The sequence below is a fragment of the Streptomyces sp. BE303 genome (assembly GCF_036290945.1).
Lineage (GTDB): Bacteria > Actinomycetota > Actinomycetes > Streptomycetales > Streptomycetaceae > Kitasatospora.
Genome location: NZ_JAQYWZ010000773.1, coordinates 35,706 through 52,125, shown reverse-complemented (window position 1 = coordinate 52,125; position 16,420 = coordinate 35,706). Strand labels below are relative to the sequence as shown.

Sequence of the window (16,420 nt, the reverse complement as noted above, 5' to 3'; positions counted from 1 at the left end):
GGTCGGAGGGGCCGGACACCCGGGCGGACGGCCGGCGCCCTCGATCCCGCTGCCCGGGGTGACGCCGTGGCCGCCGCCGCACCAGCCCTCCCCTTCCGCCAGCGTTGGAGTCGCCCATGACCGACGAAATGCCCACCGCCGACCACGCGGTGGCCCACACCCTGCTCAACTGCCTGCTGCGCGAGGTCTCCGCGCCGGAACACCAGACCGCCGTCGCCGGCGGCCGTCTGCTGGTCCGCCTGCCCCGGCGCGGCACGTTACTGCGCGTGGCACTGCGCCGCACCTCCCTGCTCGGAGCACACCGGTTCACCGGTCCGGTCGAGGAGGAACACGCCGACGGCTGGCGCGCGTTGGACTGGCTCGACCTCGCCGGGTGCGTCCAGGACGAGCTGGAGCTGCGGACCGGCACGGTCAACGACGAGTTCCTCGACCAGCTGACCTCCAGCCACCGGGCGGTCACCGCCGGCCTGTCCGACCGAACCGCCCCCGGACCGGACCGCTACCTGGAGTCCGAGCAGGCCCTGCTCTTCGGGCACCGCTTCCACCCGGCCCCCAAGTCCCGCTCCGCGGAGAGCGGTGACTGGCGGGCCTACGCGCCGGAGGCCCGGGCGGTGTTCCGGCTGCGCCACCTCGCCGTCCGGGAGGAACTGCTCGCCGGGTCGTCCACCGACCCGGCCGCCACCGCCCTGCTGGACGGGCTCGGCGACGCCCCGGACGGCTACCGGCTGCTCCCCGCCCACCCCTGGCAGCACCGACTCGTCGGCGACCACCCGCTGCTGTCGGGCGCACTGCGGCGCGGCGACGTCCTCGACCTCGGCCCCGGCGGCGCGCCGTTCGCCGCCACCGCCTCGGTCCGCACCCTCTACGGCGCGGACGCGTTCCTCAAGTTCAGCCTCAACGTCCGGATCACCAACTGCCTGCGCAAGAACGCCGCCTACGAGCTGGCCGGAGCCGTCGCCCTGACCCGGCTGCTGGCCCCGGCCCTGGCCGACCTCGCCACCCGCTTCCCGGACGCGGTGATGCTCCGCGAACCCGCGTTCCGCACGCTCGCCCTGCCCGGCGCCGACGGCCGGCCCGACCCGTCGCTGTACGAGGGGTTCGGCCTGATCGTCCGCGACGGGTTCGGCGGACTGCTGCGCCCCGGCGTCACCCCGCTGCTGGCCGCCGCCGTGGCCGACGAGTACCCGACCAGTTCGGCGCACGTCTCCCGGCTGCTCGGGGGCTCCGCGGACGCCGGCCGGGCGCTGGACTGGTGGACGGCCTACCTGCGGCTGCTCGTCCCCCCGGTGCTCGCCGCCTACTTCGACCACGGCGTGGTCCTGGAACCCCACCTGCAGAACGTCCTGATCGGCGTGGACCCGGCCGGGCGGCCCGTCCAGGTGCTCTTCCGCGACCTGGAGGGCACCAAGCTCGTGCCCGACCACCACGCGGCGCCGCTCGCCGCCCTGCCGCCCGAGGTGGCCGGCCCGATGGCGTACGACGCCTCGCGGGGCTGGGACCGGGTGGTCTACTGCCTGCTGGTCAACCACGTCGCCGAGCTGCTCGCCGCGCTCGCCGATCTGCACCCGGAGGCGGAGGGAGCGCTCTGGGACGCCGTCCGCCGCGTCCTGGAGGAGTACGCCGCCGTCCACGGGCGGCCGCCCCGGCTGCGCGCACTGCTGGCCGGCGTGCCGCTGCCCGCCAAGGCCAACCTGCTGACCCGCTGGGAACGCAGGCGCGACCGCGAGGCCGGGTACGTCCGGCTGCCCTCGCCGCTGGCCCGCTCCGTCCTCGCGGAGGCGGCCCGCGTCCCGAACCCCGCCCAGGCCTCGCCCGTCACCGCCGGAAGGACCCGATGACCGCCACCGAGCGCGTCCGCCGCCACGTCGCCGACCTGGCCGCCGACCGACTTCCCTGCTACGTCTACGACCTCGCGGAGCTGCGGACGCACGCCGCCGGAGTCCGGGCCGCACTGCCCGAACGGGTCGAGCTGTACTACGCGGCCAAGGCCAATCCGGACGCTCCGGTGCTGGCCGCGCTGCGGCCCACGGTGGACGGCTACGAGGTCTCCAGCGCAGGCGAGTTGGCGCATGTCCGGGCCTCGGTGCCGGACGCCCCGCTGGCGTTCGGCGGGCCTGGCAAGACGCCCGACGAGATCGCCGCCGCCGTCGACGCGGGCGTGCACCGCTGGCACGTCGAGAGCGAACAGGAGCTGCGGCGGCTCGCCGTCGTGCTCGGCGACCGGCCGGACGCCTCGGTGGACGTGCTGCTGCGGGTGAACCTGCCGGTCGGCGCGGGCTCGCTGGGCTCGGCGGCGCTGGCGATGGGTGGCCGCCCGACACCGTTCGGGCTGGACCCGGACCGCGCCGAAGCCTGTGTCCGCCTCCTCACCGACCCGCTCGGCCCGCTCGGTCCGGTCCGCCGCCGCCTGCGGCTGCGCGGCGTGCACGCCCATCTGGCGAGCGGGCTCGCGGCCGCCGAACAGCTGGCCCTGGCCGGGCGGATCGTCGGCTGGTCGGCACGGCTCGCGGAGCGGCACGCGTTCCCCCTGGACGAGGTCAACGTGGGCGGCGGCATGACCGTCGACTACGCCGACCCGGCCGCCCGCTTCGACTGGACGGCGTTCGGCGAGGGCCTCGGCAAGCTGCTCGACCGGCACCCCGGGTTGACGCTGCGGATCGAGCCCGGCCGGGCGCTCACCGCGTACTGCGGCTGGTACGCGACCGAGGTGCTGGACGTGAAGCGGAGCCACGGCGAGGACTTCGCACTCGTCCGGGGCGGCACCCATCACCTGCGCACCCCCGCCACCCGGGGTCACGACCAGCCGTTCACCGTCCTGCCGGTCGACGCCTGGCCGCACGCCTGGCCACGCCCCGCCGTCACGGGCGGGCGCGCCACGCTGGCCGGTCAGCTCTGCACCCCGAAGGACGTCCTCGCGCACGCCGCCCCGGCCGCGGCCCGGCTCCGGACGGGCGACCGGGTGCTGTTCGACATGGCCGGGGCGTACGCCTGGAACATCTCCCACCACGAGTTCCTGATGCACCCGCGCCCCGGGTTCCACCATCTGGGGTGACGCGCACCGGCAGCCGGGCGGCGGGTGACGGCCGCCGGGTGACGGGCGACCGATCGGGCCGGCGACTTCCAGGTGACAGACTGCGGAATCCGTCACCCGAAAGTCGTCCGCGCCTTCCCACGGGGGGACGGCGCAGGCCGTCACCGTACTGACGTGCGAAAGTGGTAGCCGGTGAAGGGAGCGGATACGTGCTGATGGACAAGGTGGCGAAGATCCTCGTCGAGGCGTCGGCCGAGGTGGTGGAGCCCCGGTTCCGGGCGCTGGCCGCCGGAGAAGTGATGGAGAAGGCCCCCGGCGAGGTGGTGACCGTCGCCGACCGCGAGGCGGAGGTGATCATCGCCCGGCGGTTGCGCGAACTGCTGCCCCTCCCCGTGGTCGGCGAGGAGGCCGTCGCCGCCGACCCCGCCCTCGCCCTCGCCCTGCACTCCGAGCCCGCGGCCTGGCTCGTCGACCCGGTCGACGGCACCTCGAACTTCATCGCCGGCCGCCCCGAGTACGCCGTGATGGTCTCCCTGGTCCGTGACGGCCGGACCGTCGCCGCCTGGATCTGGCAGCCCGCCACCGCCACCTCCTACACCGCCGAACTCGGCGCGGGCGCCTGGCGCGACGGCCACCGCCTCACCCGCGCCCCGGCCGCCGCCGACCCCGCCAAGTGGCGCGGTTCGGTGAAGAGCCGCTTCCTGGACCCGGACCGCCGCCGCACGGTCGAGGCCAACACCATCGCCTTCGGCGAGATCACCGCCGGGCGCCACGCCGCCGGCATCGAGTACCCCGACATCGCCGACGGCGCGCTGGACTTCATCCTCTACTGGCGGACCCTGCCCTGGGACCACGCGCCCGGGTCCCTGCTGGTCAGCGAGGCCGGCGGGGTCTCCGCCCGCCTCGACGGCTCCCCCTACCGTCCCGAGGCCCCGGGTTGCGAGGACGGCCTCCTCGTCGCGGCCGACCCCGCCACCTGGGAGCGGACCCGGGACATCCTCCTCACCCGGTAGGACCGGGGGGCGGGCACCGCGGAGCCCGCGCCGGGCCTGCGCGGTCAGCCGCGCCACACCTCCCGGCCGGCCGAGACGACCTCACGCAGCAGACCGGCCACCTCCTCCGGGGTGGTGTGCGGGTTGAGCAGCGTCAACTTCAGCCGGACCCGGCCGGGCCCCTCGCCGGGCAGCTCGGTCCGCCCGACGACTGCCCGGCCCTCCCGCAACAGCACCCGGCGCAGCTCGGCGTTGGCCTCGTCGAGCGCCGCCGGCTCGCCGCCGGCGCCCGGCGGGCGGTAGCGGAACAGCAGGGCCGTGAGGACCGGTTCGGCGTGCAGCTCCAGCTCGGGTTCGGCCCGGACGGTGTCCGCGGCGGCCCGCGCGAGGTCGTGACAGGCGTCGACCAGGCGACCGAGGCCGGCCCGGCCGAGGGTGTGCAGGGTGACGGCGATCTTGAAGGCGTCGGCGCGCCGGGTGGTGCGCAGCGACTGACCCAGCAGGCTCGGGTAGCCGGCCCGTTCGTCGTCGGCCGGGTTGAGGTACTCGGCCCGGCGGGCGAGCGAGACGTACGACTCGGCGCGGCGGACCAGGAAGACACCGGCGGCGGCGGGCTGCCAGCCGAGCTTGTGCCAGTCCAGCGAGACGGAGTCCGCGCGGGCGATGCCGTCGAGGAGCGGGGCGAGCCGGTCGGAGAGCAGGGCGCCGCCGCCGTACGCGGCGTCGACGTGCAGCCAGGCCCCGTAGCGGGTTGCCAGGTCGGCGAGCGCGGGCAGCGGGTCGACGGCGCCGGTGTCGGTGGTGCCCGCGGTGGCGACGACGGCGATCGGGGTGTGCCCGGCCCAGCTCGCCCCGGCCAGGGCGTCCGCCAGCGCGGCCGGGTCCATCCGCAGGTCGCGGTCGACCGCGACGGGGACCACGGCCCGTTCGCCGAGCCCGAGCAGGGCGGCGGCACGCTGGACGGAGAAGTGCGCGGCCCGGGAGGCGAAGATCCGGGGAGTGGCGCCGGGCGGCAGGCCGTCCAGTTCGACGATGCCGTCGAGTCCCTGGTCGCGGGCGAGCATCAGGCCCATCAGGTTGGACTCGGTGCCGCCGGAGGTGAGGACGCCGGAGGCGTGCGCCGGGTCGTAGCCGACGAGGGCGGCGAGTTCGGCGAGCAGCGCGGTCTCCAGCGCGGTCGCGGCGGGGGCCTGGTCCCACGAGTCCTGGGAGGGGTTGAGCGCGCTGACGGCGAGGTCGGCGGCGACGGCCACGGCGAGCGGCGGGCAGTGCAGGTGCGCGGCGCAGTACGGGTCCGCGGGGTCGGCGGCGCCGTGGGCGAGCAGGTCGGTGAGCCGGGCGAGCGCGTCGGGGCCGGGCGCCGCGGCCAGCGCGGCGGTGACCCTGGCGGCGGTGTCGGCGGGGCGGCCGGCGGGCAGCGGCCCGCCCCGCCGGGTGGCTCCGGTCTCCAGCGCGTCCAGGACGGCGGCCAGCAGCGGGCCGAGCGCGGCCGGGCCGCCGACGCCGCCGGACAGGGCGTCGGCCGCCGGGCCCGGGGCGACGGGTCCGCCGCCGGCCCCGGGCCCGCCCTCCGCTCCGGCCGCGTTCACGCGGACCCCGCCACGCGCGGTCCCGCACCGGTGCCTGCCGCCGAAGCGGCGGAAGCCGCCGCGACGGCGTCCGCGAGCCGGTCCAGCACGGCCGCCACCTGCTCGTCGGTGATGGTGAGCGGCGGCAACAGGCGCAGCACGGCGTCGTGCCGCCCGCCGAGTTCGACGATCAGTCCGCGCGCCAGGCACGCCTCGCGGACCCGGACCGCCAGCTCGGGCGCGGCCGGGCGGGCCCCGCAGGCGTCCGGTTCGGCGGTGGGGTCGACCAGCTCGACGCCGATCATCAGCCCGCGTCCGCGGACGTCGCCGATCACCGGCAGCTCCCCGGCGAGCGCGCGCAGCCGTTCGACCATCCGCGCGCCGACCACCGCGGCCCGCTCCGCCAGGCCGTGGGCGGAGACGAACCGCAGGGTGGCCGCGCCGGCGGCCATGGCCAGGGTGTTGCCGCGGAAGGTCCCGGTGTGCGCACCGGGGCGCCAGCCGTCGTACTCCTCGCGGTAGACGACGACGGCCAGCGGCAGGCTGCCGCCGATCGCCTTGGAGAGCACCATCGCGTCGGGGACGATCCCGCTGTGCTCGACCGCCCACATCGCCCCGGTGCGGCCGACGCCGGTCTGGACCTCGTCGACGATCAGCGGGATGCCGCGTTCGGCGGTGATCCGGCGCATCGCCCGCAACCAGCCGTCGGGGGCGGGGACGACGCCGCCCTCGCCCTGCACGGCCTCCAGGACCATGGCGGCGGGCCGGACGACCCCGCCGGAGGGGTCGTCGAGCAGTCGCTCGACGTAGGTGGCCGACAGCTCGGCGCCGGCCTCGCCGCCGACCCCGAACGGGCAGCGGTAGCCGTACGGGTAGGGCAGGCGCGCGACCTCGCCACCGCTGGGCAGCGGCTCCTTGACGGCGACGTTGCCGGTGAGCGCGAGCGCGCCGGCGGTCATGCCGTGGTAGGCGCCGGTGAAGGCGAGGGCGCCGGAGCGGCCGGTGGCCGTCTGCATCAGTTTGAGCGCGGCCTCGACGGCGTCGGTTCCGGCCGGCCCGCAGAAGTGCACCCGGGCGCCGTCGGCGAACCCGGGCGGGAGGCTGTCGAAGAGGGCGGTGGTGAAGTCGTCCTTCTCCGCGGTCGCGAGGTCGAGCAGGTGCAGGGGCGCGCCGCTGTCCAGGGTGCGGCGGATCGCCTCCAGCACCACGGGGTGGTTGTGGCCGAGCGCGAGGGTGCCGGCGCCGGAGAGGCAGTCCAGGTAGCGGCGGCCGTCCGCACCTTCGACGGTCATGCCGTTGGCGCGCACCGGGACGATCGGGAACGACCGGGCGTAGGTGCGGGCGGCGGACTCGCGGACGCGCTGACGGCGCAGGACGGCCGCGGCGGCCGGTGCGGCGTCCGCCGCGGCGACGGCGGACGGTGCGGCAGGAGCGGTGGGTACGGGGACGGTGGGTACGGGGACGGTGGGGACGGTCGGACCGGTGGCGGGCTCGGCGGCGAGCGTCAAGGCGAACTCCCAGGAAGTTAGGTAAGCCTAACTTTAGAGCGGAGGCCGATCCGACCTCACCCTGGGGCCGTCAGAACCACCCGAACCGGTGACGGATCCCCCTCGGCCGGTGACCGCCCGATACCTCAACGACCAAGGCCGCCAAGAGGTTACGGGGACCCCCCGACGAAGTGCGGGCCCGACGGGCGAGGCCCCCCGGCCCGCCGGCGGCCCCGGGCCGCACGGTCACGAGTGCGCGATCGACGCGGCAGTCGCCGCCACCGCGACGGCACGGTCCCGGCCGCCCCGCGACGAGCGGGTCATGCCGATCCCGGCCCGATCCCCTCCCCGCCCCCGCCCCCGCCGGTCCAGCGGTAGCAGAGCTCCGGGCGGCCGACGGTGCCGTACCGGGGTTCGCGGGCGGCGAGCCCGGAGTCGACGAGGTGCTCCAGGTAACGGCGGGCGGTGATGCGGGAGACCCCGGCCGCGACACCGGCGGCGGCGGCGGACAGACCGGTGCGGGCCTCGCGCAGGACGGCGGCGACGGTGTCCAGCGTCGGGGCGCTCAACCCCTTGGGCAGCGCGGTGCGTTCGGGGGTGCGGAGCAGCGCGAGGGCCTGGTCGACCTCGTCCTGACCGGTGGCCTCGCCGGCCCGGGCGAAGGTGTCGCGGTAGCGGGCGTAGCGTTCCAGGCGGTCGTGCAGCGCGGCGGCGCCGAACGGCTTCAGCAGGTACTGGACGACCCCTGCGGAGACCGCCTGGCGGACCATCGCGAGGTCGCGGGCCGAGGTGACGGCGATGACGTCGGTGGTGTGCCCGGCCGCGCGCAGGGTGCCGCAGAGCTGGAGCCCGTGCCCGTCCGGCAGGTAGAGGTCGAGCAGGGTCAGGTCCACGGGCCTCCCCGCGGCGCGGGCGCGCTCCAGGAAGCGCAGCGCGTCGGCGCAGCCGTGGACGGCGCCGACCGCCCGGAACCCGGGTTCGCGTCCGACGTACAGGGCGTGGGCGGCGGCGGCCACCGGGTCGTCCTCGACCACCAGGACCGTGATCTCGGGCCGTCGGACGGGCCCGCCGGAGGGCCCGTTCGACGGCCTGCCCGACGACCTGCCCGACGACCCGCCCGACGGCCCGGCCGGTGGCGTCCGCGGGGCCGGGTTCACGGCGCCACCGCCGCGCGCGGCCGGGGCGGCCCGGGCTGCCGGACCAGCGGGAGCCGGACGGTGAGCACCGCGCCCCGGTCCCGGCCGACCTCGACGGTGCCGCCGTTGCGCCGGGCGGCCTGGGCCACCAGTGCGAGGCCGAGTCCGTGCCCGCGGACGTCCTGCTTGGTGCTCCAGCCGCGCCGGAACACGTCGTCCACGGCGGCCGGGTCGATGCCGGCGCCGGTGTCGGCGACCCGGAGCAGGAGGTGGCCGCCGTCGATCCGCGCGGTCACGGTGACCTCGGGCTGGACGGGGCTCTCGGCGGCGCCGGCGATCGCCGCGTCGACGGCGTTGTCGACCAGGTTGCCGAGGACGGTGATCAGGTCGCGGGCGGACAGCCCCGGCGGCAGCACCCCGTCGTCGATCGAGCTGTCCGCGGTGAGCGTCAACTCCACGCCCCGTTCGGCGGCCTGGGCGGCCTTGCCGAGCAGCAGGGCGGCCAGCACCGGCTCGCCGACGGCGGCGACCACGCGGTCGGTGAGCCGCTGGGCGAGGGCGAGTTCGGCGGTGGCGAACTCCACCGCCTCGCGGTGGCGGCCCAGTTCGATCAGCGAGACGACGGCGTGCAACCGGTTCGCGGCCTCGTGCGCCTGCGCGCCGAGCGCCTCGGTGAACCCGCGCACCGAATCCAACTCGCCGCTCAGCGCCTGCAGTTCGGTGTGATCCCGGAGGGTGAGGACGCGGCCGAGACCGGTACCGATGGTGGAGGTGTTGAGCACCACCACCCGCTCCGCGGTCAGGTGGACCTCGTCCCGCACCGGAACGTCCCCCAGCACCGCGGCGACGAGCGCCTCCGGCAGGCCGAGTTCCCCGATCGGCCGGCCGTCCAGGCTCCCGGTCAGGCCGAGGAGTTCGCGGGCCGCGTCGTTGCAGAGCACCACCCGGTGGCGGCGGTCGAGCAGCACGAGCCCTTCGCGCACCGCACGCAGGGTGGCCTGGTGGTACTCGTAGAGGTGGCTGAGCTCGGCCGGACCCATCCCGTGAGTATGCCGCCGCAGACGGGAGTTGGCGAGGTAGGTGCCGACCCCGCCGACCGCCAGCGCGGCCCCGGCGACCCCGACCAGGGCGAGCAGCGGGCCGCGCAGCCGGGCCGAGATGGACTGCACGGTGATGCCCGCACTCACCAGCGCGACCACCCGGCCCCGGTCGTCCAGCACCGGCGTGACCACCCGTACCGACGGACCGAGCGTGCCGGTGTAGGTCTCGCTGCGGGTCTCCCCGGCGAGCGCCCAGTCGATGTGGCCGAGGAAGGTCCGGCCGATCTGCTCGGGGAGGGGGTGGGTCCAGCGGACGCCCGCGGTGTCCATCACGGTGACGAAGGAGACCCCGGTGTCGACGCGGACCCGCTCGGCGTACGGCTGGAGGACGGCGGTCGGGTCGGGTCCGGAGACGGCGGCCAGGACGGCCGGCGAGTCGGCGACCGCACGGGCGACGGCGGTGACCTGGCGGCGGGCCGCGTCCTCGGTGCGGTCGGCGGTGAACAGGTAGGCGAGCACGGCTCCGCCGGCCACCACGGCGGCGACGATGACGACCTGGACGACGAAGAGCTGCCCGGCCAGGCTGCGCACCGGCCGGCGCGGCGAGGGGAGGGTGCGCGCGGACATGCCTGTCAGTGTGCACCACGGTCCGCGGGGGCCGGCCCGCACCCGGGCGCCGCCCCGGACCGGCGCCACGGCCCTCCCGGGCCTCCCGGCCCTCCGCCCGCAGCCCCCGGACCTCGACCGCCGCCCCGTGAACTCTATGAACGCAAACGTGACCCGCGTCACGCCCCGACCCCATAGTCGGAGCGGCCCACCACCCGGGGCCGCCAGGAACGCAGGGCACAGCTGGGCAAAGGAGCCGCAGATGTCGATCACCGGAGCAGGACAGCAGGCCGAGGCCGTCAGACGGAAGGACCGCACCCACGCCCTCTACCTCGCCGTGATCGTGGCGGTGGTGGCGGGGGTCGTGGTCGGACTGGCCGCGCCCGGCTTCGCGGTGGAGCTGAAGCCGATCGGGACGGGCTTCGTCAACCTGATCAAGATGATGATCAGCCCGGTCATCTTCTGCACCATCGTGCTGGGCATCGGCTCGGTCGCCAAGGCCGCGAAGGTCGGCAAGGTCGGCGGCCTCGCGCTCGCCTACTTCCTCACCATGTCGACCGTCGCACTCGCCATCGGTCTGGTGGTGGGCAACCTCCTGGAGCCCGGCGTCGGCCTCCACCTGACCACCGCGCTCGCCAAGTCCGGCCACGCCCAGGCCGCCGCCGGCGGCGCCCAGTCCACCGCCGACTTCCTGCTCGGGGCGATCCCGACCACCATGATCTCCGCCCTGACCGAGGGCAAGGTGCTGCAGACCCTGCTGGTCGCCCTGCTGGCCGGCTTCGCGCTGCAGGCGATGGGCCCGGCCGGAGCGCCGGTGCTGCGCGGCGTCGAGCACGTGCAGCGGCTGGTCTTCCGGGTCATGTCGATGATCATGTGGGTGGCGCCGATCGGCGCCTTCGGGGCGATGGCGGCGGTGGTCGGCGCGACCGGCACGGCCGCGCTGAAGAGCCTCGCCGTCATCATGATCGGCTTCTACGCGACCTGCGCCCTGTTCGTGGTCGTGGTGCTCGGCACGTTGCTGCGGCTGGTCGCGGGCGTCAACATCTTCACCCTGCTGCGCTACCTCGGCCGCGAGCTCCTCCTCATCGTCTCCACCTCCTCCTCGGAGAGCGCACTGCCCCGGCTGATCGCCAAGATGGAGCACCTGGGCGTCAGCCGCCCGGTGGTCGGCATCACCGTCCCGACCGGCTACAGCTTCAACCTGGACGGCACCGCGATCTACCTCACGATGGCCTCGATCTTCATCTCCGAGGCGCTGGACAAGCCGATGTCGGTGGGTGAGCAGCTGTCCCTGCTCGTCTTCATGGTGATCGCCAGCAAGGGCGCGGCCGGGGTCACCGGCGCCGGGCTGGCCACGCTCGCCGGCGGGCTGCAGTCGCACAAGCCGGCGCTGGTGGACGGGGTCGGGCTGATCGTCGGCATCGACCGGTTCATGTCCGAGGCCCGGGCGCTCACCAACTTCGCGGGCAACGCCGTGGCCACCGTCCTGGTCGGGCAGTGGACCGGCGAGTTCGACCGCGAGCGGGCGCGGCAGGTCCTGATTGGCGCGGTGCCGTTCGACGAGCGGACCCTGGTCGACACCCATGCGGGCCCCGCCGACGCAGCGGCCCCCGGCACGACGGCCCCGGGCGCGGTTCCCGCTCCGGTCGGCCCGCCCGAACCCGCCCCGACCGCCCACGGCACCCCGAGCGCGGCGACCGTCTGACCCTCGGTCCCGCCCTCCCGATGAGACTCCCCCGGCCCGGCGCCCCGCCCAACCCCCCGGAACGGCGCCGGGCCGGGGGTCCCCTTGCCCGGCCGACGACCGGGCCTCGCCGGAACCCGGACGGACCGACCACGTCGGCCGACCCGTCCACGGACTCGTTCTCAGATCTCCTCGGACCCGCTGACCGCCCAGCTCAGGCCGGTCGCCGGGTCCTCCAGCGCGAGGTGCAGGTGCCGCAGCCGGTCCGCCGGGTCGTCCCAGGTGAAGCAGCGCATCCGCGCGACCAGGGCGTTGACCTCCCCCCGGTCCGGGCGGTCCGCGCCGGTCATCGCGGCCAGCACCCGCCAGAGCGCCAGCCGCCCGTGGGCCGCACCGCGCGTCCGGTCCGCGACGCCCGCCTGGACCAGCGCCGGGCAGGCGAGCGCGAACGGCAGGTACCCGCCGGTCACCAGCCGCCCGGGCGCCAGCTGGGCGGCGGCGCACTGCGCGGTGCCCCGGACGCAGACCGCCACCGCCCAGCCAGCCAGCTCGGCCAGCGCCCGGGTGGCCGCCTGCCCGGGCAGGCGCGTCCCCGGCCCGGGGAGCTCCACCGGGCCGAGGCCCTCCCGGCTGGCGGGCAGGGTCAGCAGCGCACTGCGCGAACCGCCGCCCGGCAGGTACTCCCGGACGCGCACCCCCTCGCCCCAGCCCGCGGACTCCCAGGGCTCCAGGAGCAGCGGGACGCCCTCCGGGTCCGGTTCGGCGCCGTAGGAGAGGTCCTCGCCGAGCAGCACCCGGGTCTGCGCGACCAGCCGCCGCACCTCCACCGGGCCGAGCAGCGGGGCCAGCCGCCGCCAGGAGTGCCGGGTCGCCAGCACCTCCCAGAGCGGCCCGGCGTCGTGGTCGTCCGCACCGGCGGCGGTTCCGGGGCCGCCGTCCGCGTCGAACAGCCGGGCGGCCACCTCGGGCGGCGCCGCGTAGGCGATCAGGTGGCCGAGGGGCGCGGTCGCGGCGGCGGCCCGGGTCCGGGCGGCGCCGTCGAGCACGCGTCCGGCGCCACCGGGGCCGCCGGGCCCGTCCGGAGCGGCGCCCGGAGCGGCGTGGGCGCCGTATCCGCCGGGCCCGCCACCGCTCCCGCAGCTCTCGCAGCCGCCGCGGTCGTCGTAGCCGTCGTAGCCGTCATGACCGCCGTAACCGGCACGGCCGTCGAGCGCGATGGCGGCGGACCGGGCCTGCCGGTAGGCACCCAGCAGTTCGGTCCAGCGGCCGTCGTCGGCCAGGGAAAGGAGCCGGTGCTCCTCGTACGTGATCACGATTTTCAGCGTACGGGCCGATGCGCCGGACGAGCTGACTTGCCGTCAGTTCGGTGCGTCGGAACCGGCGGAGGCCGGACCGCCCGCCCCGTCCCGCGGTGCCGGCAGCCGCCCCGGGGGTGGTGCGCCCGACCCCGGACCGCTCTCCCGTTCGAGGACGGCGCGGAGCCGGGCGAGAGCCCGCCGCCGGGTGACGGCCAGGGTGGAGCGGTGCACGCCGAGCAAGCGGGCGGCCTCCTCCAGGCTGTACCCGTCGAGGTCGATCAGGAGCACCGCCCGCGCCTGCTTTACCGTCAGACAGCCCAACAGCCGGACCACCTCCCAGTGCGCCTGGAGCTCCCCCACGCCACCGCCCGACGCGTCGGCCCGTCCGGCCCGGCCCGGCCCGCCGTACGCGTCCTCGGCCGCCTCCGACAGCACCGTGCGGCGACGGTCGCGGCGCCACTCGTCGCGGAGGATGTTGACCATCGTCGTGAACGCATAGGCGTACGGCTGCGGATGGCGGAGGAATCGGTCGGGGCGGCGCGCTATTCGCAGATAGGCGTCGTGGACGACATCACCCGCGCCGAACGAATTTCCGGTCAGCTGAACGGCCGCCCGATGGAGCCTCGGCAGCAATTCCGTGAACACCCGATTGAAATCGGCCCGGTCGGCATCGGAACCGGCGTCCGGATCCGGTTCACCTCGACAGCCTGACGAGAACTCCATGCCGCTCCCCTCGGAAATCGGCACCCGAAAGACCAGGTGGCACGCACCGGCCACCCGGACTGTGACGCAGGTCACATCATAGTTCGTCACCCCACCGTGCGCAGTCATTCGTGTGCAATACGTCACCGTCCGGACGGCGCAAGGGAATTGGTTTTCCTCGCCGCCCGGCCGGGGCCACATCACATGAGCGAGGAGACAAACGCCATGACCGGTTGTATCGCCCGGAACATCGCCAGGCTCGGGATGGTGGCCGCCGCCGCCCTCGGCGTGCTCGGCACCACCACCCTCCCGGCCACCGCCGGGCCGACCGCCCACGCGCCGGCCGCCGAGCAGGCCCGCGCCGCCGACCAGACCATCACGGCCGGATCGGGCGTCGCGTCGCCCGCCGCGATCACCGCCTCCTACCACTGCGTCATCACCGCCGACTTCGGCTGGCGCTGGGAGGGCAACTGCCGGATCTACTCCGGCGAGCTGCGCACCATCACGTACTGCGCCAACGGCACGTCCAGCACCGGCCTCTGGATCGGCGCCCGGACCGAGCCGTGGGCGGTCTGGGGCAACTGCCCGGGCTCCAGCTGGACCCGGATCGCGTTCCAGTCGCGCGGCTGACCCGGCCGCGCCCACCACGACGGGGGTGCCGGGCCGCGAGGGCCCGGCACCCCTCCCGCCTGCCCGCAGCCCCCGGGCGGACCCCGGCGGACAGCAGGCGGCCCCGGGCGGCCCCGGGCGGACCCCGGCGGACAGCAGGCGGGCGAACAGCAGCCAGGCCGGTTGGCCGGCCGGCACGACCGAGCCATCGAACGCCGCGCAGCCGGGGTTCTCGGAGCGGTCGGACCCGCCGCAGGTGGGGTCCGGCCGGTCGGCCGACTGTGCGCACGGCGTCCGGGCAGGAGCCGCTCCGGCCTTTCGAGCCACGCGCGCGCCAAGGGGCTTCGCTCCCGCGGCGACCGGGCTTGCGTCTTCCGACAGCGGACCCGCCATCTTCGACCACCCTCGCCTGTGCGATGAGACAGGCGACTATCCACTCGCAATTGCGGCACTATAATCACCGAAATCGCCGCACCTGCGGTGAAGACCCCGCGCCCCTTCCGGCGCGCCCGGGAGGGGAAGCAAGGGACATGAACACCCGCAGACTCGCCGTCGCCACCGCCGCGGCCCTCGTCCTCGGCCTCGGAGCCACCGCGTGCAGCAGCGACGCCGGCAACGGTGGTGGCGCCGGGAGCCCGGGCACCACCGGCATCGCGACCACCGCGGGCGGCGCCACCGCCGGGGCTCCGAAGGCCTCCGGCTCCGTCACCGTCTTCGCCGCCGCCTCGCTCAAGGAGAGCTTCACCGAGCTCGGCAAGAAGTTCGAGGCCGCCAACCCGGGCGCCAAGGTCACCTTCAACTTCGCCGGCAGCTCCGCCCTCGCCGCCAGCATCAACTCCGGCGCCCCGGCCGACGTCTTCGCCGCCGCCAGCCCGGCGACCATGAAGACCGTCACCGACGCGGGGGGCGCCACCGGCGCGCCGAAGACCTTCGTGAAGAACACGCTCGCCATCGCCGTCCCCAAGGGCAACCCCCGGCACGTCGCGGGCCTGGCCGACCTCACCGCCCCCGGGGTGAAGGTCGCGCTCTGCGCGAAGGAGGTGCCCTGCGGCGCCGCCGCCCTGACGGCGCTCAAGGCCGCCGGCGTCGCCCTCACCCCGGTCACCCTGGAGCAGGACGTCAAGGGCGCGCTGACCAAGGTCGAACTCGGCGAGGTCGACGCGTCGCTGGTGTACCGCACCGATGTGAAGGCCGATGCTGCGAAGATCGACGGCGTGGAATTCCCCGAGGCCGCCCAGGCCGTGAACGACTACCCGATCGCCGCCCTGGCCAAGGCCCCGAACAAGGACGGCGCCGCCGCCTTCGTCGCCTACGTCCAGTCGCCCGAGGCTCAGCAGGTGCTCACCTCGGCGGGCTTCCAGGCACCGTGATCCGCCGTACCGCCCGCCCGTCCACCGGGGACGGCGCCCGACCGACCGCCGCGGGCGCGCCGGTCCGGGGCCCCCGCACGCCCCGGACCCGCCCGTGGCGGCGGGCGCACCGCGTGCCGCTCACGCTGCTGCTCCCGGCGCTGCTCGGCCTGGCGTTCCTGGTCCTCCCGCTGGTCGGGCTGCTGGTCCGGGCGCCCTGGAGTTCGCTGTCCGACCAGCTCACCAGCCCGCAGGTGTGGGAGGCGCTGCGCCTCTCCCTGGTCTGCGCGACGGCTGCCACCGGGGTGTCGCTGGTGCTGGGGGTGCCGCTGGCCTGGCTGCTGGCCCGGACCGAGCTGCCGGGCCGCCGGCTGATCCGGGCCCTGGTCACGCTGCCGCTGGTACTGCCACCGGTGGTCGGCGGCGTGGCGCTGCTCCTGGTGCTCGGGCGGCGCGGCATCGTCGGCTCGTGGCTGGACTCGGCCTTCGGCCTCACCCTGCCGTTCACCACCACCGGTGTGGTGATCGCCGAGGCGTTCGTCGCGATGCCGTTCCTGGTGATCAGCGTCGAGGGCGCGCTGCGGGCCGCCGACCCGCGTTACGAGGAGGCGGCGGCCACGCTGGGCGCCTCCCGGCTGACCACCTTCCGCCGGGTGACGCTGCCGCTGATCGCGCCCGGCATCGGCGCCGGCGCGGTACTGGCCTGGGCACGGGCGCTGGGCGAGTTCGGTGCGACGATCACCTTCGCGGGCAACTTCCCGGGCCGGACCCAGACCATGCCGCTCGCCGTCTACCTGGCGATGGAGTCCGACCCGGAGGCGGCGATCGCGTTGTCGCTGGTGCTGCTGGTGGTGTCGGTGGCCGTGCTGGCCGGTCTGCGCGAGCGCTGGATGTCCACGCCGTGAGCCCGGCCACCGC

Annotated in this window: 14 protein-coding genes; 8 read left to right on the top strand and 6 right to left on the bottom strand. The window is 75.8% G+C overall.

The features are described from left to right. The first annotated feature begins 116 nt into the window (after positions 1 to 116). From PUR56_RS24540 to PUR56_RS24530, 3 genes are all read left to right on the top strand, one after another. Positions 117 to 1,838: an IucA/IucC family protein gene (locus PUR56_RS24540; RefSeq protein ID WP_329950479.1), complete on the top strand. Its 1,722-nt coding sequence runs from the start codon at positions 117 to 119 to the stop codon at positions 1,836 to 1,838. Then, the gene (locus tag PUR56_RS24535; RefSeq protein WP_329950478.1) at positions 1,835 to 3,052 is read left to right on the top strand and encodes a type III PLP-dependent enzyme; all 1,218 of its coding nucleotides are present in this window, start codon (positions 1,835 to 1,837) and stop codon (positions 3,050 to 3,052) included. Before PUR56_RS24540 ends, PUR56_RS24535 begins: the two co-directional genes overlap by 4 nt. Positions 3,053 to 3,246: 194 nt before the next feature. Continuing rightward, the gene (locus PUR56_RS24530) at positions 3,247 to 4,044 is read left to right on the top strand and encodes an inositol monophosphatase family protein (protein WP_329880663.1); all 798 of its coding nucleotides are present in this window, start codon (positions 3,247 to 3,249) and stop codon (positions 4,042 to 4,044) included. Positions 4,045 to 4,088: 44 nt separating this feature from the next. On the opposite strand, the gene PUR56_RS24525 is transcribed toward PUR56_RS24530, so the two are convergent. The 4 genes from PUR56_RS24525 to PUR56_RS24510 form a co-directional block, all read right to left on the bottom strand. Beyond that, complete coding sequence (locus PUR56_RS24525; protein WP_329950524.1) at positions 4,089 to 5,537, bottom strand: pyridoxal phosphate-dependent decarboxylase family protein; 1,449 nt, start codon at positions 5,535 to 5,537, stop codon at positions 4,089 to 4,091. A 71-nt stretch (positions 5,538 to 5,608) separates the two neighbouring features. Further along, positions 5,609 to 7,099, bottom strand: a complete 1,491-nt coding sequence (locus PUR56_RS24520) for a diaminobutyrate--2-oxoglutarate transaminase (protein WP_329950477.1) — start codon at positions 7,097 to 7,099, stop codon at positions 5,609 to 5,611. A 299-nt stretch (positions 7,100 to 7,398) separates the two neighbouring features. Continuing rightward, entirely contained in the window at positions 7,399 to 8,112 is a 714-nt protein-coding gene (locus tag PUR56_RS24515) for a response regulator (RefSeq protein ID WP_443034556.1), read from the bottom strand. 119 nt (positions 8,113 to 8,231) lie between these two features. After that, complete coding sequence (locus PUR56_RS24510; protein ID WP_329950476.1) at positions 8,232 to 9,881, bottom strand: sensor histidine kinase; 1,650 nt, start codon at positions 9,879 to 9,881, stop codon at positions 8,232 to 8,234. Between the two features lie 241 nt (positions 9,882 to 10,122). On the opposite strand from PUR56_RS24510, the gene PUR56_RS24505 reads away from it, so the two are divergent. Continuing rightward, entirely contained in the window at positions 10,123 to 11,565 is a 1,443-nt protein-coding gene (locus PUR56_RS24505; RefSeq protein WP_329950475.1) for a cation:dicarboxylate symporter family transporter, read from the top strand. Positions 11,566 to 11,726: 161 nt separating this feature from the next. Here the strand turns inward: PUR56_RS24505 and PUR56_RS24500 are convergent, their stop codons facing one another. Further along, on the bottom strand, positions 11,727 to 12,857 hold the full coding sequence (locus PUR56_RS24500; RefSeq protein ID WP_329950474.1) for a hypothetical protein: 1,131 nt from the start codon (positions 12,855 to 12,857) through the stop codon (positions 11,727 to 11,729). A 45-nt stretch (positions 12,858 to 12,902) separates the two neighbouring features. Then, complete coding sequence (locus tag PUR56_RS24495) at positions 12,903 to 13,442, bottom strand: sigma-70 family RNA polymerase sigma factor (RefSeq protein WP_329950522.1); 540 nt, start codon at positions 13,440 to 13,442, stop codon at positions 12,903 to 12,905. Here PUR56_RS24495 and PUR56_RS24490 point away from each other — a divergent pair. The 4 genes from PUR56_RS24490 (at position 13,356) to PUR56_RS24475 (ending at position 16,407) form a co-directional block, all read left to right on the top strand. Continuing rightward, on the top strand, positions 13,356 to 13,553 hold the full coding sequence (locus tag PUR56_RS24490) for a hypothetical protein (RefSeq protein WP_329950531.1): 198 nt from the start codon (positions 13,356 to 13,358) through the stop codon (positions 13,551 to 13,553). The genes PUR56_RS24495 and PUR56_RS24490 overlap by 87 nt on opposite strands. A 216-nt stretch (positions 13,554 to 13,769) precedes the next feature. Then, positions 13,770 to 14,174, top strand: coding sequence for a hypothetical protein (locus PUR56_RS24485; RefSeq protein ID WP_329950473.1), 405 nt, complete (start codon positions 13,770 to 13,772; stop codon positions 14,172 to 14,174). A 509-nt stretch (positions 14,175 to 14,683) separates the two neighbouring features. Then, positions 14,684 to 15,523, top strand: coding sequence for a molybdate ABC transporter substrate-binding protein (gene modA, locus PUR56_RS24480; RefSeq protein WP_329950472.1), 840 nt, complete (start codon positions 14,684 to 14,686; stop codon positions 15,521 to 15,523). Further along, a complete protein-coding gene (locus PUR56_RS24475) occupies positions 15,523 to 16,407 on the top strand; it encodes an ABC transporter permease (RefSeq protein WP_329950521.1) in 885 nt (294 codons plus the stop codon). Before modA ends, PUR56_RS24475 begins: the two co-directional genes overlap by 1 nt. Positions 16,408 to 16,420 lie beyond the last annotated feature (13 nt).

Excerpts from the sequence above, each read along its gene's own strand:
- PUR56_RS24510 (WP_329950476.1), bottom strand. The coding sequence starts at position 9,881 with ATGTCCGCGCGCACCCTCCCCTCGCCGCGCCGGCCGGTGCGCAGCCTG.
- PUR56_RS24540 (WP_329950479.1), top strand. The coding sequence starts at position 117 with ATGACCGACGAAATGCCCACCGCCGACCACGCGGTGGCCCACACCCTG.
- PUR56_RS24485 (WP_329950473.1), top strand. The coding sequence starts at position 13,770 with ATGACCGGTTGTATCGCCCGGAACATCGCCAGGCTCGGGATGGTGGCC.
- PUR56_RS24530 (WP_329880663.1), top strand. The coding sequence starts at position 3,247 with ATGGACAAGGTGGCGAAGATCCTCGTCGAGGCGTCGGCCGAGGTGGTG.
- PUR56_RS24490 (WP_329950531.1), top strand. The coding sequence starts at position 13,356 with ATGGCGGAGGAATCGGTCGGGGCGGCGCGCTATTCGCAGATAGGCGTC.
- PUR56_RS24535 (WP_329950478.1), top strand. The coding sequence starts at position 1,835 with ATGACCGCCACCGAGCGCGTCCGCCGCCACGTCGCCGACCTGGCCGCC.
- PUR56_RS24505 (WP_329950475.1), top strand. The coding sequence starts at position 10,123 with ATGTCGATCACCGGAGCAGGACAGCAGGCCGAGGCCGTCAGACGGAAG.
- modA (WP_329950472.1), top strand. The coding sequence starts at position 14,684 with ATGAACACCCGCAGACTCGCCGTCGCCACCGCCGCGGCCCTCGTCCTC.